Raw genomic sequence first — 18603 nt, 5'->3', positions numbered from 1 at the left:
TTGGGTTTGGTTCGAAAAAGGATGATACACTAGATCACCCTGATCCCTCATCCCCGTTTTTCACCAATCTTGGATCAAATGAATAGTCAGACATATTGCCAATCGACATTTGTTCAAAGTCTGGATGAAGTGGGTTCAAGAGGTAATTCCATTCATCCATGATAATGGCACTCGGCACTCTCAAAATGGGAGATAGCTTTTGATCATACCAGTAATCGCCAGTTGCCTGAGTCATCGGACTCATCGACAAAGCGGCCCAATCTCGGGGAAGTTCCCCAGTATCTAGCTGCATCACATGAGCTTGGGAGAACTCAACGGGCAGTTTAATATAGCGTTTTAATACATCCGAAGATTTCAAATGAACCAATATTTCCAGTGAGGCTAGAGACAATGAGGAAGACAAATAAACGACTTTACGTCCTTTACTGTTCCACCGACCACCGTAGAGTGAAGCGCCTTCGCCGGAGAGCATTTGTTGTGGGGTTCTAGAAAACTGAGGAGATGCTATTCGCCATGCTATCATTCGTCTAACTGAAGACGCCATGTTGTAATCGTCCTATCAAATCTTCAACTTCTCGCGCACCAAATTCGGTCGTTGCATGCTGCAATGGAGACTTATTATCGAATAAAGCTTCTGGTGTTTTTAACCATTGCTTCGCAGCATCCAGGTCACCTTGCATTAAATGTGTTGCAAGTTCAAGTAGATGTGCAAATCTGTAGACACGATCAGACTCTTCTGCAGATAAATGACCACTGTCTTTTCTACGTTTTAAAGTTGAGGGGGAAATTTTGAGGAGTTGTATTATTTCTTTTTGCTGAATACCAAGTGCATCTTCGACTTTTTTAATTGAGTCTACATCGAACCCAATTTCAATCCGGCTTAGTATATGCTTCCGATCATTACTGACTGCACCCGCGACACTCGCCGCAAATGAAGGCGGATCAAATTTCGGTTTTTTTAAGGGCAGCGTTCTCATGCATCCTTCTCCACCAAATGAATATTTTAAATTGCCATGTGGCATTTTAGCCATGTTCTACAAACAAATCTAGTCTTCTTTTGAATAAAATTTAATTCTTTTTTATGAAAAAATAGAAAACTTAAATAAAAACAACCGATACACATCTTCAACAAAAAATGTTCACATAATAACCCGCTTAATTCCTTCAAATCCTCTTGCGTGCAGCAGGGGGAGTGACATACTTAAATTATTCGCCCAATAACGGTTGTGTCGGCTCACCTGGCCTTGGCGATAACAGGTGTGACGAGGCCGCCTATGGCAATCATTCAGGACAGACACCATGTGGCATGCGGTTGCTGAACAAATTTCCGATGCATTAGGAACGACATTTACGATTGAAGATAAACAAGCCATTGGTGGCGGTGATATCAACTTAAGCTATGTTATCTCAAGCCGTCATGAGACTTTGTTTATCAAGATCAATCAGAAGTCATTTTTTGAGGCTTTTGAAACGGAGATGTTTTCACTGCACGAGTTGGAGTTGTCGGATACCATCCGCGTCCCTGAAGTCCTCTGTACGGGCACAACACTCGATAAGTCATTTCTTGTCATGGAATATATTCCATTGGAACCTCACAGCGATATTGGCTGGGGCGAAGCCGGAGAAATGCTGGCAGAACTCCATGCAATTCATGAGCAAGAGTGCTTCGGACTGGATGAAGAAAACTATATCGGCACGAACCTCCAACCGAATGGCTGGCACAAGAAATGGTGTATCTTCTTTGCGGAGCAACGCATTGGCTGGATGCTGCAAATTTTAGAAGAAAAAGGCCATTCATTTGGTGATATTGAAGAGATCATTGGGGTGATCAAGCATTATTTAGGACACCATAAGCCGAAGCCTTCGTTGCTACACGGTGATCTATGGCGTGGCAATATCGGATTTCATGAAAATGAACCCGTATTTTATGACCCCTCCAGCTATTATGGCGATGCAGAAGCAGATATCGCGATGACGGAGTTATTCGGCCCATTTCCACCACAGTTTTATCAAGGATATTACGCAACTTTTCCAAAAAGCAGTGGGTATGAACTGAGACGAAATATTTATAACCTGTATCACCTACTCAATCACGCAATCCTCTTTCGTGGACAATATGTTCATGAAGCAGGTAATATCATCAAACAATTGATGTCATAAATGTATTAAAAATCATGTTACAAGCCGTCATATTTGATATGGATGGGGTCATTATTGACTCTGAACCCATGTGGCAACTCGCCGAAGCACAGGTTTTCGCTCAATATGGGTTGGATATCACCCCAGTACTCAGTCAACAAACACGCGGGTGGCGCACAGACGCTGTTGCCCAGTATTGGTTTGAGCGTTGCGATCCTGATCTGGTGACCCACACTTCACCTGAATTCATCGAACAACAACTCGTTGCGCAAGTGATCCATATGATCCGTGAACAAGGTCAATTACTCCCAGGGCTTCGGGCGGCGATTGTTCTTGCCCTATCCCACCAGTTGAAAATCGGCCTAGCAACCTCTTCGCCTGTTCAACTCATGGAAACTGTGCTTGAGAAATTCGAATTAGCATCTCTCTTTCATGCTACATGTAGCGCAGAGTTTCTCCCTTATGGAAAGCCACACCCACAAGTTTATCTGAATGTAGCACAAGCGTTGCAAGTTGATCCCACCTGCTGTCTTGCCATAGAAGACTCGATTGTTGGCATGACCGCAGCAAAAGCAGCTCAAATGACATGCTTGGTCGTGCCAGAAGTAGCGCATCAAGACGATCCTCGATATGCACTTGCAGATATTAAACTCAACAATTTAACAGAACTCACAACATCACATTTGGAGCTGAAATGAAAGTAGCCCTGATTACTGGCGGAGCCAAACGCATTGGCCGGGCGATTGCAGAGTCACTGCATGAAGCAGGTTTTTTTATCCTTCTGCATTATTCAACTTCAGAAAAAACAGCGAAACAGCTCGCTCAAAGTTTGGAGGAGCAACGCCCAAACAGTGTTCATCTGCTCCAAGGTGATTTGAGTGATGAAGGCGCACTTCAACGCCTCTGCGAAGAAGTAAAACTCCGTGTGGATCGCCTTGATGTGTTAGTCAATAATGCATCGACATTCTACCCAAATCAAACAACATCATTTGAGAGTGAAGCATGGCATCAACTTGTGGATGTGAATCTCAAAGCGCCCTATCAACTGAGCACGAGTCTTCAATCGTTATTGGAAAAACACAATGGATGTATTATCAATATGATAGATATCCATGCGAATTCTCCTTTGGCAGAGCACAGCATTTATTGCACTTCAAAAGCTGGCCTAGCGATGCTCACAAAGTCGCTTGCGAAAGAGTTTGCGCCTAAAATTAGAGTAAATGGCATTGCACCGGGTGCAATTCTGTGGCCAGAGAAGGAACTCGATCAAGCACAAAAAGAGTTTATCCTTGCTGAGATACCGATGCATCGGCTGGGATCCACAGACGATATTGTGCACACAGTGCAATTTTTGGTAAACCAGGCACCTTATATTACCGGCCAGATTATTGCCGTTGATGGGGGGCGCAGCTTATAAGAAGTGCCTTCTCCTTGATTGGAGGAAGTCAGAATGGATGTATTTGAGAAACGCGTGACTTGCCCTCACTGTGGGCACGCAATTCATATGATGTTCGATACAACCTGTGGCGACCAAAATTACTTTGAAGATTGTCCAATTTGCTGTAACACCAATCATGTTGTGTTACATATTGACGAGCTTCACCAGACAATTCAGATATTTATTGACGGGGACGACGAACAGATATTCTAGGGCTGTCGATATTTCACCTATTCACACGGTGACTGATGAAATATCGATAGCCCCTCATTTCTGCGTCTTCAACATTCATCCTAGGGTGTCCTCCTGACACAGGGTCAGTGGCTTTCTCTGTCGAGAATAGCCATTGACAAATCCTTTGAAACCGATAGAATTTCGCCGGTTTAAACGCCAGGGTTGGTGGAACGGTCACCAAAAGCACCTTCAAATACAAAACAGCCCTGATCAAGCGGATCCCCATACCGAATCTATACTAAGGAGTATTCACAACATCTCGTGATGCTCTAAAGTCGTATTGTAAGGTTCGCAAACGATTCACTTCTAGCTCCGATGACGTAGAGGAACACAAAGGCCCATGGCTTCACTGGTAGAAAAACTGATCCCATATAAAAATGATACCCTCTCAGGGTTAACTGTTGCACTTGCCCTGGTTCCAGAAGCCGTTGCATTTGCATTCGTCGCGCATGTTGATCCTCTCGTTGGGTTATATGCTGCATTCTTTGTTGGCTTGATCACATCACTGATCGGTGGACGTCCGGGTATGATATCTGGCGCAACAGGTGCACTTGCGGTAGTAATGGTGAGTCTTGTTGTTGAGCATGGTGTCGAATACCTGTTCGCGACCGTTGTCCTGATGGGGATACTTCAGGTCCTTGCTGGTGTATTCAAACTCGGAAAATTTATTCGAATGGTTCCCCACCCTGTCATGCTTGGTTTCGTGAATGGTTTGGCTATCGTGATCTTCCTTGCGCAATTAGGGCAGTTTGGCGTGAAAGATCAAGCAGGTTGGGCACAAGGAACATTCCTTGAAGGCAGCGTCATTGATGTTGCCTGGATGCCACAAGATCAATTGTTGCTGATGCTTGGCCTCGTCTTTTTGACGATGGGTATTATTTTCGCATTGCCAAAGCTGACCAAAGCGATTCCTTCATCTCTTGCAGCAATCGTCGCTGTCTCGTTCATCGTGATTGGCCTTGGGCTTGATACAAAAACTGTCGGCGATGTTGCAAAGATCGGTGGTGGTTTACCAAGTTTCCATATTCCAATGGTGCCGTTTAATCTCGAAACATTCCAAATTATTCTTCCATACGCCGTCATTCTTGCTGCAATTGGTCTGATTGAGTCTCTCTTAACCCTCAGCTTAATTGACGAAATTACGCAGACACGTGGTCAAAGTAATAAAGAGTGTGTTGGACAAGGTGTTGCGAATGTTGTGACTGGGTTTTTCAGTGGTATGGGTGGTTGTGCCATGATTGGTCAGTCGATGATCAATATTCGTTCCGGTGGTCGAACACGTCTTTCTGGGATCACAGCAGCCGTCGCTCTGCTTATCTTCATTTTGTTTGCTTCAACACTCATCGAAGCAATTCCATTAGCAGCATTGGTCGGTGTCATGTTTATGGTTGTGATTGCAACCTTCGAATGGTCAAGCTTCCGCATCATTAAAAAGATCCCAAAGGCGGACGCATTCGTTCTCATACTTGTTTCTGCCGTGACTGTATTTACCGATCTAGCGATTGCGGTTGTCGTCGGTGTCATTGTCTCTGCATTGGTTTTTGCCTGGGAGCATGCCAAGCATATTCAAGTATCTCGAAAAACAAACGCTGACGGCTGGACAGTCTATGAAGTGAATGGCCCGCTTTTCTTCGGTGCAATTACTGATTTCTTAGACCAGTTTGATGTCAAAAATGACAGTCCAGACGTGATCGTCGAGTTTAAAAACTCTCGTGTATTCGACCATAGTGGGATTGAGGCGATTGATACGCTTGCAGAGCGTTATACATCAGAGAATAAAGTCCTTCACCTCAGGCATCTTAGCCCTGAGTGTAAAGAATTGCTCATCAAAGCAAAAGGGTTAGTCGAGTCAAACAAATTAGAGGACCCAACTTACCATGTTGCGGATGATAGGCTTGCTTGAGGTCTGTTGATCTTTCATCAATGTCGCTGCTGGCGGCTATTTTTAGGTCACCTTATGGGGATGCTTTATGCGTCCCCTTTTTATATCCGTCATTTCTTGTTAGGCTTGGTTGCTTCGCCATACCCAGATAGTGATGAAAAAAGGTGATGATGACAAAACTCCAATTCGGCTTTAAAGTGCTCCAACCAGGCACCGTAAGTACAATTCAAGATATTGGCCGCTTTGGCTGGCAGCACCTTGGTATTTGCCCTGGTGGACCGATGGATCACCGTGCATTTTCAATCGCCAATCAACTCTTACATAATGATGTGGACACTGCCGTTCTAGAGCTTGCAGGTTTCGGGTTTCGTGCCCAGGCCACATCAGACCTCAACATTGCGCTTGCTGGTGCAGACATTGGTTTTCATCTCAATGATCAGCCCGTTCAGCCCTGGCAAACGATTCAGGTAAAACATGGTGACATCTTGACGACCAAAGGTGGTCGCCAAGGTCAATGGGCCTACATTGCTGTTCAAGGGGGTTGGCAAACCCCTCAAGTACTCAATAGCCGATCGACTTCTCCACGGATCCAACTCGGTGGTTTTCATCCATCAGCGCAATCCATTCAAGCCAACGACTTTTTATCCTGCCGACCACAGACCCAATACACAGCTCAGTGCCTTCTACAACGTTTTCAACCACAATATCAGTTCGCACCAGTGCTCCGATTCATTCCAGGGGACCAGTTTAACCTGTTCAATCGTTTATGGATCCAGCAGTTTTTTCAAACGCAATTTCGGGTCACTGCTTGGAGTGATCGCATGGCTGTTCGACTCAGCGCGGAGGGACTTTCCCATCAAGTTTCTGGGGGGTATTCGGAAGGGAACTGCTATGGGGCTGTGCAAATTCCAGAAAATGGTTCACCGATTATTCTTCTTCGTGATCGACAAACAGTTGGTGGCTACCCGAAGATAGGCAGCTTGCTCCCCATGGATGCCGATAGACTCGCGCAATGTCATCCCAATACAAAAGTTCGATTTACTCAAATTTCTCTTCAAGATGCGCAATCCATCTTTTCTCAATATGCAAAGGCAGAGTTCCCTCTCCAGAAAAAAGAACCATAATAAGCAAAAACACTAAAATCGTACATACTTTGTACTAAGTCAGGTTTATCCATCTGGTTTATATTCATGCAATATGACCAGAATGAATTCCCAAGACGTTCATTTAAATCACATGCAACCTAGCTCTATGGCATTATTCGGCGGGGACTAGCAATGAAAAAACGATCACATTTCATGAAATTATGGTTTCTTTCTTTAAGCATCTTCTTCCTTCCTCAACAAGTGTTCGCAAAAAAATCAATTACTATTTCCACGGGAGAATACTCTCCTTGGGTCTCCAAATCATTTATTGAAAATGGTTATGTTAGTCATGTGATTAAAGAAGCATTTCAACACGAAGGTGTTCAAGTCACATTTAAGTTTTTACCCTGGAAAAGAGCTTACGAAGATGCAAAAAGTGGAAAATTTGATGCAACATCATTTTGGTTCGTCACTGAAGAGCGTAAAAAGGACTTTTACTACAGTGATCCAGTGATGTCAGAGAAAACCGTGTTCTTTCACCTAAAAACAAATCAAATGCCTAACTGGAAACAGCTCTCTGATTTTAAAGGAAAGAAAATTGGGGCAACCATTGGATACACTTATACACCAGAATTTTGGGAAGCCCAAAAAAACAGAACGCTAAGTATCACGGCTGTCGCAAAAGATGAAACAAACTTTAAGAAAATGGTATCTGGGCGTATTGATTTATTTCCCATTGGTTCTGTTGCTGGTTTTAGTCTACTCAATAAGAGCTTCGGTCAAAACGTTGCGCACCTCGTGACTTTTTTGCCAAAGCCTCTCGTAGAATCTTCTGGTCATCTTCTTTTTTCCAAAGCGAATAAATCAGCTGAGAAAATGTTGGCAACATTCAATACAGGTCTGAAGAAGCTCAAAGAATCAGGCAAACTTGAAGAGTATGAAATGAACCTCATTTCAGGAAAATACGAGAAAAAATAGACACTCTCTAAGAAGCTCTCATCTGTAGTATTCTGGATGAGAGTCTTCATTTGTACCAGAAGTAGCTATTCTTAAGCATGTTAAACCATTGAACTGAGCAAATAATTCCAAGTTAGGATACACTTATGCAGGTTTATACGGCTCGCCAACCAATTTTTAATCGTCGCAGACAAGTGATTGCATATGAGCTTCTCTTCCGAGAAGGTAAAGAAAACCGTTTTCCTGCCCATGTTCCGCCAGATATTGCCACAGCAAAACTGCTCGTGAACAGCTACCTCAGTGTTGGATTGGAAGAAATCACTGACAATAAGCCAGGCTTAATTAACTTCCCGATTGAAACTTTGCGTGAACACTTGGTACACATGGTTCCATATAAAAACATCATTATTGAACTCCTCGAAACAATTGAGCCAAATCACGAATCTTATTCGTTAATTAGAACACTATTTCATAAAGGATTTCACCTTGCGCTAGATGACTTTGTATATGACGATCGTTGGGAGAGGTTTCTACCACTCGTCAAGCTCATCAAAGTTGATATTATGGAAACCCCTTACAAAGATGTCGCACCACTGCTTCCGTTATTTCGTAAATATAAAATCAAAATGCTGGCGGAAAAGGTAGAGACATATGAAGAATTTAGACAAGGTAAAACGTTAGAATTTGACTATTTTCAGGGCTACTTCTTCTGTAAACCAGAAATTTTGGAAGGCAAAGATATTGAGACTTCGGAACATTTTTTAATGTCAATTTATGCTGAGGTCATGAAACCAGAATTTAGTTATAAAAAAGTAGAAGAGTTTTTCCTGAATGATGTTGGCCTCACATATAAACTGCTTCGCTTTGTAAACTCCAGTCTGTTTCAGCATTCAGAAGAAATCTCTTCAATTAAGCAAGCTATTGTATTCCTTGGTGAAAACCAGATCCGTAAATTTGTTTGCCTCATTGTTACCGCACAACTCAATCCCAATAAACCCCCAGAACTCATCAAAACGACGATTGTTCGTGCTCGTTTTTGTGAGCACATGGCAAAAGCCATAGGACTCCGTAAAGAATCTGACGCTGCTTTCCTCATGGGGTTGTTTTCAACGATCGATGCCATTTTAGATCGTCCAATGAAAACTATCATGGACAGTCTTCCTCTTGATGAAGGCATCAAGGATGCACTTGTCGACCATCATGGAAAGCTTGCCAGTTGTCTTGATGCCAGCGAAGCTTTTCTTCAAGGCAATTGGGATGAAGTTGAAACCATCGTCAATCAGTACAATATCGACCCAGCACATATCATCCAATGCCTGAATGATTCGATGTGTTGGAGTAAAGCATATGAAAGCGCCATGTCGGAAGGTTAAAATACTTGACTAATCCATAAAAATCGTGAATTATCACCGGGTTATGTGTTCTACATGAAACCATATCATAGCAATGACTCTTAACTGTAATAACCGTTAGCATTGGACCGTTCGCTGTCAGGTACCAGGAAATCGCATGCATGCACACAAGAATACGGGGCGGCCTTTCACACGGTTCGCCTTTGTCTGGCTGACTTTCAGTTTCTCTCTTGGCGTAAAGGCACATACAAGCCTGACCAGTGCAAACCATGCTTCTCATTTGTTTTCAGCTTCCGAGATCATCTACTTTCAGCAGAAAAAAGTGGTTCACTATTGTATCGATCCAGATTGGAAACCAGTTGAGTGGATGGATAAGCAACAACAGCACCGAGGCTTTGTCGCTCAAATCATCCAACTGATCAATCATCGACTGCCATTAACTTTTGAGTTGGTGCCAACATCATCATGGCTGGAGAGTATTCAAAAGATCAAAGATCAATCCTGCGATATTCTTGTTGCAGCAATGAAAACCGAAAACCGTTCCACTTATCTCAACTTCACTCAACCGTATTACTCCCTGGCCAATGTGATCGTGACACATATTGACACCCCAACCATACAAGGGATTAATGATGAACCAAGCCGAATTTTTGCTGTCGTGCGCGGGTATGCAATTTCTGAGCTACTTGCAAAGAATTACCCTGATATTCAATTGGTTTATGTAGATTCTATTCTAGAAGGATTACAAAAAGTCTCGGCGAAAAAAGTCGATGGATACATAGACCATGAGCTAGTCCTCAACCATGCAATCCAAGAAAACGCGCTGTTATCGCTCAAGATCAACAATACATGGGAAGAGCATTTTTCTTTATCAATTGGTGTCCGCCAGGACCACCCTGAGCTGCTTTCAATTCTTGATAAAGCACTCGATAGTATTCCTGAATCTGAGAAAAGAACGCTCTATCAACAATGGATGGAAGGTATCCCTAGCATGACACCAACAACGCCGTTTCCCTGGAAATATGGCGTATCTATATTTCTGCTGTGTGTACTGGCTTTAGGCTCTGCGGGTTATGTTGTCCGCACTCGCCAACTTCAAAGCGAACTCAACCAGAAAACCGAAGACTTTACACATAAAATGGCGATGATCCGCAGGCAGGATCCGATTACAGACTTACTCAATAGTCATGCAATATTTCTTGAGCTGCAAACATTACTCATGGAGTGCCGTGACAGTCAAAAAGAAAGCTCGATTATATTATTTGAAATCAAACAGTTTAGAGATAATTGCTATCATATCATTCCATCCCATCGCGAACTGTTTCTCAAAGAGTGCGCCACGTTAATTGCTGAACAACTAGACGAAAAATCTTTACTGGGTCGCTGGTCTGATAATCGGTTTTTAATATTGCAACCGCATATCGAGTCTTTTCATTCTGTTGTATTGGCTGAGCTGATCCGAAATGTTTTCGATTCCCATCAATTTGTCTTTGATCTTCAACTGACCGCGACATTTGTCATCGAAATCCTTGACCATAGAGAGTCAGCCGATCAACTGTTGCAACGTATGGAAGCCAAATTGAATTCACATGATAACAGCAGTGTTCAAGTGATCCATCCTGCAGAGGTCTAGTATCTGATGAGCATCAATGTCCGTTTTCAGATCGTTTTACTTTTTGCAGTCACTCTGGCTGTCCTGCTCATTTCATCCATTCATCAACGCCATATTCAATCTGTTGAGGACGGCTATTTAAAAGAAACTTTAAATAGAGAGCTTCTCTTCCTGCGAGAGTCTATCTTGATGGAAACCCATGTCCAATCACTGAGCAAGTATTTCTCGAATGTTTCGGGTGACATCGATAAGCTTCAACAATTATTCCAGTCAAAATCAAACTTATATCCAGATACACATTTTGTCATTTTAAATGAAAAAGGTGAGATACTCCTTGATTTGTCGAATCGCGATCATGCCATTCTCAAAAATCTGCTGAAACCACTCAATGAACAATTCGTCACTCGGCTTTTAGTAAATCGCACACTGAAGATCACTTCCATCCAGCAAAACCACTATGCTTTCTCACTGCTTCCCCTTTCCCCTAGTGATCGATTCCTTGCAAAACCTTTTCGTCCAGTCATGGATCATCGGTATGTTTTGATGGCCTACCGCCAATACACACCTTCCTACCTTTGGCATTTGTCCTGGCAAAAGAGTGACATTGCGTTTTTCGTTTGCACACTGCTCCTCCTCCTTGTTTTTTTGGACTTCATGTAAACCAGCAAATGCAGCCTATTCAGGATATGGCACTGAAGCTCAAAAATATTATTAAAACTCAGAAGTTTGATGAGCATATGGATTGTAAAATACAAGGCGAAGTCAAACATCTAGCCGATGCATTCAATCAAACATTGGCCTACCTGAGACAGTCTGTCGTAAAGCGTGATCAACTGATCCTCGAGATTGCAAACAGAGTTAAAATTGAACAAAAACTAAAGCAGTATCAGAACCAACTTGAAAAACTCGTCAATGAGCGCACACTCGCACTTGAGAAAACAAACCAAAAACTCATTACGGAAATCGAAGAAAGAAAAGTCGCAGAGCATGCACGTAGAGAGTTATCAAGAAAATTACTACTCGCCTATGAAGATGAGCGGAAACGTCTAGCTCGTGAGCTCCATGATGGTATTGGACCATCATTACTTTGCATTAAATTAGAGTTACAACAACTTCAAGTCATCAAACAAGTTAATTTGCAACCTGTCATCGGTCATATCGCAAATACCGTTGATGATTTACGTGCAATGACAAAAGGACTTCGCCCTGCCTTCTGTGAAGGGTTACCCCTTACAGACATGCTGATGGAATACAACCACTACTTCGAGTCGATTTCCGGCATGTCTATTCAATGTACAATTCAACTCCCTTGTATCCTCCCAGATAATGTCGAAGAGCATCTGTTTCGTATTTATCAAGAAGCGTTGAACAACTGTTCTAAGCATGCCAAATCAAGCGAAATCTACATTTCTCTCTCCCATTGCGGCCAGCGGCTGTTAATGACAATCCGCGACAATGGAGAAGGAATAGAAGAATATCGGCTTAAGGAAGTCCAAGGTTTGGGTATGTTTACGATGAAAGAACGTGCAGCACTTCTTGGTGGAGAATTTTCATTTACAAGCCAGCCTACCATCGGTTCAACAATTCGTGTGGAGATCCCCTTACCATGTTAGATTTATTTATCGCTGATGATCATCAACTTTTTCGCGAAGGTCTTGTTTCGTTGATCCAATCACAGTCAGACTTCCATGTCATTGGACAAGCGGATAATGGTGAAACAGCCCTCGATATGATCAAAACTCATACTCCGGACGTTGCAATCCTTGATATTTCGATGCCTTGTATTGATGGGATCCGGATCTGTGAAATGGTGCAACAAAAACAAATCAAAACAAAAATCGTCATGGTCACCATGGATGATGATGTCCGCACAGCAAAGCGGGCTTTGCAAGCTGGTAGCCATGGTTATCTACTTAAAGATGATGCCTTTTCTGAGCTGATCCATGCCGTAAAAGAAGTGTCTGAGCATAAAACATTTATCAGCCAAAAAGTTGCTTCTCAGCTCGCATTGTCAAGCTCTGAGCCACAGTCTCCACTGACGCATAGAGAAAAACAGATTGTTCAGCTCATTGCCGAAGGGTTGACCAATAAAGAAATTGCCAAGAAACTATTTATCAGCGTAAAAACCGTCGATACACATCGTTTTCGTGCCATGAAAAAGCTGAATATTCATCATGTTGTCGACCTTGTCAAATATGCTTTCAGTCATGGACTTGTTGAGAAATAAGGTGATCACCTGACAAAAAATACTAGGAATAATCGAGCGATTCTTTTGCATAGATTACGCATAATAGGTCCACGGTAAAAAGCAGTGCCGTACACAGTAGACCTTTATGTTACTGATCGAGAAGTAAAACTCTCCTGCCCACCTCCATGTCACGGTAGTTGAGCTGTATACCCAAATGGAGAATATGTGGGGGTTGATTGAAGCGCAAACGAGACCCCAAGTAAGCGCTTGGTATTATTCAGCCCCTTCATTTATCACTGTGCTTAATCTCCCCCATACCCCTATTGATTAAGCACAGTTTTCTTTTCTACACTCCGACATCCCCTAAGAGCTATGTTAAAATTAATCATGTCTTACTCAAAATTTCGAGCAAAAATCGCTCCTAGGCAGGATGAAATCAATGAAAGTCGCATTTGACCTTGACGACACCCTTATCCCAACGACAAAGCCTTTTGCAATTGGCTGTGCTTCACTGCCTTTTCCATTGCATTTTTTTCTGAAAGACAAACTGAGAAACGGCTCAGAACAGCTTTTAAAAGACATCCAACAAGACCATGAGCTGTGGATTTATACCACATCGCTACGCACTCCCTTTTATATAGAAAACTGGCTTCGTTGCTGGGGTGTTCATGTCGATGGTGTGATTAATCAAACACGTCATGATGAAGAAGTTCAAGGAACGAAACATCAGCGCTTTAGCAAAGCACCTGCGCTATTCGGGATAGACTTACTCATTGATGATCAACCTTGTGTGGCAGAAGAGTGTCATTTACAAGGAACCCAGCCGCTCATTATCAGCCCAGATGATATGTACTGGACAGAAAAAGTGAGAAAAGCTTTGGATGGTGAAGTCCATTAAACTGTACTGAATAAACGCACGACATATTGACGACATACACACCCTAAATAAAGCTCAAACTTGCTCTAATCGAAGTTCAATTATCGGTGGGTACAGGCTTGTTGCCCTTTCCTGATTCATCTGAAACCTTTTAATCTGTGCTCGTGTGTTTTTTGGTGATGCATTTTTTATGACAGAAGCATCATCTTTATCCTTGATTTTATGGCAACTACTTTTTTGACCTACAAAACTGCGGATGAAGGGAATTGGAACGAGTGAGGGTGGATAGCACGGTTTATTCTTGTACTCATTCTGGCCCATATTTTTGTATTACTATGCCCTTCTTTGGCTGTATCCATTCGAATCTCAGTGGGTATGGAAAAAGCCCAGCGAGTATAGATAACCCGCTGGACTTTTCACTTCGGTATTGAATGGTAGTCAGCTACATGAACTGACCACCATTCACTAATTTCCATCAGGACTGGAAAAGATTGATGTGTGCTTCTGCACCTCGTCTTTCAATGCCAAAGTCCTTGCTGACAGCACCGAGCTTTTCGTTTACATCATCAATTTGTTTTTGCACATCTTCGCACTGCTTTTGCAGTGTTTGATCGTGATTTTCATCTGCAGCACGTTTGATTACAGCCAATGCAGCAGTGAGATAAGGTAAACCAAACTTATGCACACTCTTCGCTATCCCTTTTGCATCCGCATCAATGACACCAGCATCAATCGATTTTTTAACCAAGTCTGCAAATGGCTTGTCCACATCCTGTTTCATTGTCCCTTTATAAACATGCTCCTGACGCTTCGTGACTTCTGTTCCTGCCTTTGTATCAAAACGACTGGTTAAAAAGCTCGTCACATGGTGAATATTTCTATCCACCGCCACAAAGAATTTCGCAATGCCATTTCCAACACTTTCATGTGGCTCTTTCTTGAAATATGGCGGACAACCACCACCTTCAAATTTGACGAACAACTCCTGAGTACCATCTGCGCCTTTTAGCTTATCAAACAGGATATTTGCACCTTTCCCTGGTAACAGACTTCGATAATCTTCAATGCCTTGCTGACTCGCTTTGCTGGAAGGGAGCAAGCCAATAATTTTATGCTTTTCCTGATGATCAACACGCTCTTCAAAGTGCGTTGACATCCGAGACGCTGCTGTTGGCGCAGATTTCATGAAATCAAATATTTTGTTCTGCGGATCTTTCATCACAAAAGAACCATTCTGAACCATATCTGTGACATTCAAGCCATTGATTTTTGCTGACTGTCCTGCGTTTTCACGTTGAACATCCTGATTTGCAGCACAAGCCATCATATACCAGCTCAATGCACGCGTTGAGAAGATCCCACTTGGAACAGAGACCTCAATTGCTTGGTTAGAGGTTTGAACCCCATCTTCAGTCACAACAGATCCCTTGACTGGGACAGATATCGTTCCTTGACATTGACCGGCTGGCAGACTCTGTAAAGCGTTTGCAATGTGCTCACCAGCAGCTGCAAAACTACGGATTTGCTCTGGCGTCAGTTTTGTGCCCATCGCTTTTGCATGATCATTTAGCTTATCCAATACTGCATCAGATAAAACTGAGCCCTCCATTGGTTGGCGAAGATGGTCAATTTTCATATTGGCCAATTCAAACCGCTTATCCGAATTGGGTTCAAGAATTTTCTCATTGATTGCCCTTGGGATCTGACAAATCGCACGGGTCAACATCAGCCCAGTACCAGCGGCTAAAGCTAAAGGAGATAAGGTCACACCAGCAAGTACTTTTATAGTTGTTTTAAAAAATGATTTTGCTTGATCCAATCGAGAATTCACCTGCTGTTTTTGTTCTCCATCACCAACTCGAATTTGGCGCTCTGCTAGGCCACCAACACCAAGTTTCGCAGATTGAGCATCACCTTGCTTTGCCTTCTTACCGGATAGCGGTGCCGCCGTATCCGTTTGTAATGAGAGAACTGATGCACTGGAATTTACAGATAAGTTTGTCATCACGACACCTCAACTTAACATTGTAGAAGTGGGTTAAATCCCACATCTGTTTGATTTTCTTCTTCACCTTGTAGGAACCCTATCCAGAAGCTGGCAACATCAATAAAGCTGTCCAGCATCGTCGCCAAGATTTCACCTGAAAGTGGTTCAATATCATGACGACTGGTCAATGTAATATTTCCCGTCTCCTGTTGTATCCCCAAAGTACAACCACCTGTACCAATACCAAAATGATTCGCTTCGAGTAATACACGATAGATCGGTTCCAGTTTTTCCTGTGTTGGCTGACCAAGCATGGCACAAAGGACCAGATCCCCATCTTGTTCATGAAAACTAACGCAGACATCATCAATGAAAAGCTCTTCTACCTCAGAAAATGCTTGAGCATCGAGCCCTGTGTATTGAGCAAGGTCTTGAAGAAGGTTTAGATAGGTTTCATTCATCTTTATTTTGTCCAATTTGTAATGCAACTTTCTAGCAGCTTAAAAATACTGCGCTGTTCAAGATGCAGGCTACTTACATTGCTAAATAAAATCGCACAACTCTCTGTTCAACAGATAATTGTAATTAGCGAAAAAGAACTAGATTCATATTCTATATGTAACCCTAAATCGGTTTTAGTTGTTATTGAACAAAACTTTTTTCTTATTTTTTAATCCCCTTATCTCATCAATGAACAATAGCAAATCGAAACCTATAGTTTTTCTAATCTAATTCAGGCGCATAGACTACGAAAGAACTTAATCTCCGGAGACAAGCATGTATCACATCACCTTACTCTTGATGTTTCTATTCGTATTTCTGCCAATTACATTGTGTTACGCATCGGTGTTAAAGGCTCCAAATACACCGGTTGCAACACACAAACAACTCAGCGTGTGTGGTACACACCTATGTAACCATGAGAATAAACCCATCCAACTCGTTGGCATGAGCACACATGGTTTGCAATGGTATGGATGGGGCAAGTGCCTGACAGCAAAATCATTGGATGTATTGGCTGAAGATTGGGAAGTTGACATCGTTCGGCTCTCACTTTATGTTCAGGAAGGGGGCTATGAGAGTGATCCTGAAGGGTTTACTCAGCAAGTCCAGTGGCTGATAAACGCTGTTTCACAACGTGGGCTTTACGTTTTAATCGACTGGCACCAACTCACACCAGGCGATCCAAACTTCAACCTATCGCTTGCGAAACGCTTTTTTAAAGATATCGTACAAGCAAACGCCCACCGGAATAACTTGCTTTATGATATTGCGAATGAACCAAATGGAGTTACATGGCAAGCAATCTATCGTTATGCCAATGAAATGATCCCTTGGATACGACAATATGATAAAAAAGCACCTATTTTGGTCGGAACACACGGTTGGTCTACTTTTGGGTTGTCTGATGGGCAAAGTCTTCAAGACATCCTGTCTCTCCCGATACCATACGACAATATTATGTATATATTCATTAAACCCAAAATAAGTTAAATAAACAATATATTTTCAGTAACTTATATCAGCATATCATATTCAAGAAAAAATTTGGTACACAGTTTGGTACACACTCCAAATCTAGGGACACACCGTCTACTCCCTCAGTGCCCAAGGTGTTCTATATTTATTACCCTAAAGAAAAACAAGGACACCGCAAATGAACAAATCAGAACTCATCGATAAAATTGCCCACGAAGCAGACATTCCAAAAACAACAGCAAGCAAAGCACTTAACGGCATTCTTGAATCCATCAGCTCAGCACTTGAAGAAGGTGATCAAGTTTCACTCGTTGGTTTTGGTACATTCAAAGTGAATGAGAGAAAGGAACGCCTGGGACGTAATCCGCAGACAGGTGAATCAATGAAAATCGCAGCGGCTAAAGTGCCAAGCTTTTCGGCTGGGAAGTCGTTAGAAAGTGCTTGTGAATAGGTGAGGTGTATTTATTACTTCTCTCAGTAGGAACTCTGAACCGCATGGTTCAAGGGCTGCACTGACAACGGCACCTTGGGGAGCGCCCAAAAACACTGGGTTTCGTCAACTTTATCAATATCTTACCCCACCTCCCAAAACACCAAAATCACGATTTTTCCGCCTTTTAATATGATCTAAAAATGTTAGAAAATCGCGATTTTTGGGGTAAATCTGCGAGAAAATCGAGAGAAAATGACCTTCAATTGTTAATTTATTTAACAAAAAATAGGCGTGAGAACACAAATTCACAGATTATCCAGGATAATAATTTCATTTATTTTTTATAGGCTTTGCGATTTTATTTGAAATGAAGTGATGATAATTCTCAAAGTTACCCCTGATTTTGTAAATATATTTATACAAAAATAAGGGTGTGCGCCATTTTTTCGTGTTTTTATTATCTAGCTGTTTTTACTAGATAAAATCATTTTCCGTGAAAAGTTATGAGAAAAAATGTCCCCCGAACGTCCCCCGCTCATGGATGGGGTATGGAAACAAGGGTATTTCAAAAGTACAAGTTTTCTCTAAAACCCCAATCAGCCCTGAATCAAAAGACACCATACTTTTTCTAATACCCAATACAGGGAAATAAAAAATTCACAAAAAATCTCACGTGCAGAACACGTGCAGTTTCACCCTAAAAAGGGGGTCTACGTGCAGATTTTTTGGACGCATTCACGGTCCAAACGGTGATTTTGGGACATTTTGGGAAATGAAATAAGGGTATGATAAATCAGCGAAAGCCTTTAAAATCGGGCGCTCCCCAAGGTGCCGTTGTCAGTGCAGCCCTTGAACCATGCGGACTAAGGCGGGGTGTAATTTGTTGATTATTTTGGGGTTTTGGGAGAGGAAAGCAGCCCTGAAGGGGGCTGCTGATAAA

Annotated in this window: 19 protein-coding genes; 15 read left to right on the top strand and 4 right to left on the bottom strand. The window is 42.4% G+C overall.

Annotation, left to right across the window (positions count from 1 at the left end):
• Window positions 1-34 precede the first annotated feature (34 nt).
• Complete coding sequence (locus C505_RS0115670; RefSeq protein ID WP_083938366.1) at window positions 35-544, bottom strand: RES family NAD+ phosphorylase; 510 nt, start codon at window positions 542-544, stop codon at window positions 35-37.
• Window positions 528-977: a type II RES/Xre toxin-antitoxin system antitoxin gene (gene parS, locus C505_RS23815; protein ID WP_169337054.1), complete on the bottom strand. Its 450-nt coding sequence runs from the start codon at window positions 975-977 to the stop codon at window positions 528-530. The genes C505_RS0115670 and parS overlap by 17 nt, the downstream gene beginning before the upstream one ends.
• A 322-nt stretch (window positions 978-1299) precedes the next feature.
• Here parS and C505_RS0115660 point away from each other — a divergent pair, with 322 nt between their 5' ends.
• The 13 genes from C505_RS0115660 (at window position 1300) to C505_RS0115600 (ending at window position 13785) form a co-directional block, all read left to right on the top strand.
• Window positions 1300-2160, top strand: coding sequence for a fructosamine kinase family protein (locus tag C505_RS0115660; protein WP_018693579.1), 861 nt, complete (start codon window positions 1300-1302; stop codon window positions 2158-2160).
• A 14-nt stretch (window positions 2161-2174) separates the two neighbouring features.
• On the top strand, window positions 2175-2837 hold the full coding sequence (gene hxpB / locus C505_RS0115655; protein ID WP_018693578.1) for a hexitol phosphatase HxpB: 663 nt from the start codon (window positions 2175-2177) through the stop codon (window positions 2835-2837).
• Window positions 2834-3556 (top strand): pteridine reductase, encoded by a 723-nt coding sequence (locus C505_RS0115650; RefSeq protein ID WP_018693577.1) that lies wholly within the window; start codon window positions 2834-2836, stop codon window positions 3554-3556. The genes hxpB and C505_RS0115650 overlap by 4 nt, the downstream gene beginning before the upstream one ends.
• Window positions 3557-3589: 33 nt before the next feature.
• Entirely contained in the window at window positions 3590-3790 is a 201-nt protein-coding gene (locus tag C505_RS0115645) for a CPXCG motif-containing cysteine-rich protein (RefSeq protein WP_018693576.1), read from the top strand.
• A 361-nt stretch (window positions 3791-4151) separates the two neighbouring features.
• Window positions 4152-5714: a SulP family inorganic anion transporter gene (locus C505_RS0115640; protein ID WP_018693575.1), complete on the top strand. Its 1563-nt coding sequence runs from the start codon at window positions 4152-4154 to the stop codon at window positions 5712-5714.
• A gap of 146 nt (window positions 5715-5860) precedes the next feature.
• Window positions 5861-6817 (top strand): 5-oxoprolinase subunit C family protein, encoded by a 957-nt coding sequence (locus C505_RS22635; RefSeq protein ID WP_018693574.1) that lies wholly within the window; start codon window positions 5861-5863, stop codon window positions 6815-6817.
• 153 nt (window positions 6818-6970) lie between these two features.
• Window positions 6971-7756 carry a substrate-binding periplasmic protein gene (locus C505_RS0115630; protein ID WP_157369110.1) on the top strand — a complete coding sequence of 262 codons (786 nt, stop codon included), beginning with the start codon at window positions 6971-6973 and terminating at the stop codon, window positions 7754-7756.
• Window positions 7757-7881: 125 nt separating this feature from the next.
• Window positions 7882-9108, top strand: a complete 1227-nt coding sequence (locus C505_RS0115625; RefSeq protein ID WP_018693572.1) for an EAL and HDOD domain-containing protein — start codon at window positions 7882-7884, stop codon at window positions 9106-9108.
• Between the two features lie 136 nt (window positions 9109-9244).
• Complete coding sequence (locus C505_RS0115620) at window positions 9245-10720, top strand: transporter substrate-binding domain-containing protein (RefSeq protein ID WP_018693571.1); 1476 nt, start codon at window positions 9245-9247, stop codon at window positions 10718-10720.
• Window positions 10721-10726: 6 nt separating this feature from the next.
• Complete coding sequence (locus tag C505_RS0115615) at window positions 10727-11359, top strand: hypothetical protein (protein WP_018693570.1); 633 nt, start codon at window positions 10727-10729, stop codon at window positions 11357-11359.
• An 8-nt stretch (window positions 11360-11367) separates the two neighbouring features.
• Window positions 11368-12312 (top strand): sensor histidine kinase, encoded by a 945-nt coding sequence (locus C505_RS0115610; RefSeq protein ID WP_083938365.1) that lies wholly within the window; start codon window positions 11368-11370, stop codon window positions 12310-12312.
• Entirely contained in the window at window positions 12306-12926 is a 621-nt protein-coding gene (locus C505_RS0115605; protein ID WP_018693568.1) for a response regulator, read from the top strand. The genes C505_RS0115610 and C505_RS0115605 overlap by 7 nt, the downstream gene beginning before the upstream one ends.
• Window positions 12927-13326: 400 nt before the next feature.
• Complete coding sequence (locus C505_RS0115600; protein ID WP_018693567.1) at window positions 13327-13785, top strand: hypothetical protein; 459 nt, start codon at window positions 13327-13329, stop codon at window positions 13783-13785.
• Between the two features lie 454 nt (window positions 13786-14239).
• Here C505_RS0115600 and C505_RS0115590 read toward each other — a convergent pair whose 3' ends face one another.
• Window positions 14240-15769 (bottom strand): hypothetical protein, encoded by a 1530-nt coding sequence (locus tag C505_RS0115590; protein WP_018693565.1) that lies wholly within the window; start codon window positions 15767-15769, stop codon window positions 14240-14242.
• Between the two features lie 14 nt (window positions 15770-15783).
• On the bottom strand, window positions 15784-16212 hold the full coding sequence (locus C505_RS0115585) for a type III secretion system chaperone (RefSeq protein WP_018693564.1): 429 nt from the start codon (window positions 16210-16212) through the stop codon (window positions 15784-15786).
• 316 nt (window positions 16213-16528) lie between these two features.
• Between C505_RS0115585 and C505_RS22630 the strand changes: the two genes are divergently transcribed.
• Together C505_RS22630 and C505_RS0115575 are read left to right on the top strand one after the other, a co-directional pair.
• The gene (locus C505_RS22630; protein ID WP_083938364.1) at window positions 16529-17245 is read left to right on the top strand and encodes a cellulase family glycosylhydrolase; all 717 of its coding nucleotides are present in this window, start codon (window positions 16529-16531) and stop codon (window positions 17243-17245) included.
• Between the two features lie 163 nt (window positions 17246-17408).
• The gene (locus C505_RS0115575) at window positions 17409-17681 is read left to right on the top strand and encodes an HU family DNA-binding protein (protein ID WP_018693562.1); all 273 of its coding nucleotides are present in this window, start codon (window positions 17409-17411) and stop codon (window positions 17679-17681) included.
• The last annotated feature ends 922 nt before the right edge of the window (window positions 17682-18603 follow it).

Source organism: Algicola sagamiensis DSM 14643, from assembly GCF_000374485.1.
In the GTDB taxonomy this organism is placed as follows: domain Bacteria; phylum Pseudomonadota; class Gammaproteobacteria; order Enterobacterales; family Alteromonadaceae; genus Algicola; species Algicola sagamiensis.
This window is presented reverse-complemented; position numbering and strand designations above follow the sequence as displayed.

Coding starts and splice junctions, on each gene's coding strand:
- parS (WP_169337054.1), bottom strand. CDS start 977: ATGAGAACGCTGCCCTTAAAAAAACCGAAATTTGATCCGCCTTCATTT.
- C505_RS22635 (WP_018693574.1), top strand. CDS start 5,861: ATGATGACAAAACTCCAATTCGGCTTTAAAGTGCTCCAACCAGGCACC.
- C505_RS0115590 (WP_018693565.1), bottom strand. CDS start 15,769: ATGACAAACTTATCTGTAAATTCCAGTGCATCAGTTCTCTCATTACAA.
- C505_RS0115650 (WP_018693577.1), top strand. CDS start 2,834: ATGAAAGTAGCCCTGATTACTGGCGGAGCCAAACGCATTGGCCGGGCG.
- C505_RS0115640 (WP_018693575.1), top strand. CDS start 4,152: ATGGCTTCACTGGTAGAAAAACTGATCCCATATAAAAATGATACCCTC.
- C505_RS0115615 (WP_018693570.1), top strand. CDS start 10,727: ATGAGCATCAATGTCCGTTTTCAGATCGTTTTACTTTTTGCAGTCACT.
- C505_RS0115670 (WP_083938366.1), bottom strand. CDS start 544: ATGGCGTCTTCAGTTAGACGAATGATAGCATGGCGAATAGCATCTCCT.
- C505_RS0115660 (WP_018693579.1), top strand. CDS start 1,300: ATGTGGCATGCGGTTGCTGAACAAATTTCCGATGCATTAGGAACGACA.
- C505_RS0115600 (WP_018693567.1), top strand. CDS start 13,327: ATGAAAGTCGCATTTGACCTTGACGACACCCTTATCCCAACGACAAAG.
- C505_RS22630 (WP_083938364.1), top strand. CDS start 16,529: ATGTATCACATCACCTTACTCTTGATGTTTCTATTCGTATTTCTGCCA.
- C505_RS0115575 (WP_018693562.1), top strand. CDS start 17,409: ATGAACAAATCAGAACTCATCGATAAAATTGCCCACGAAGCAGACATT.
- hxpB (WP_018693578.1), top strand. CDS start 2,175: ATGTTACAAGCCGTCATATTTGATATGGATGGGGTCATTATTGACTCT.
- C505_RS0115630 (WP_157369110.1), top strand. CDS start 6,971: ATGAAAAAACGATCACATTTCATGAAATTATGGTTTCTTTCTTTAAGC.
- C505_RS0115620 (WP_018693571.1), top strand. CDS start 9,245: ATGCATGCACACAAGAATACGGGGCGGCCTTTCACACGGTTCGCCTTT.
- C505_RS0115605 (WP_018693568.1), top strand. CDS start 12,306: ATGTTAGATTTATTTATCGCTGATGATCATCAACTTTTTCGCGAAGGT.
- C505_RS0115585 (WP_018693564.1), bottom strand. CDS start 16,212: ATGAATGAAACCTATCTAAACCTTCTTCAAGACCTTGCTCAATACACA.
- C505_RS0115645 (WP_018693576.1), top strand. CDS start 3,590: ATGGATGTATTTGAGAAACGCGTGACTTGCCCTCACTGTGGGCACGCA.
- C505_RS0115625 (WP_018693572.1), top strand. CDS start 7,882: ATGCAGGTTTATACGGCTCGCCAACCAATTTTTAATCGTCGCAGACAA.
- C505_RS0115610 (WP_083938365.1), top strand. CDS start 11,368: ATGCAGCCTATTCAGGATATGGCACTGAAGCTCAAAAATATTATTAAA.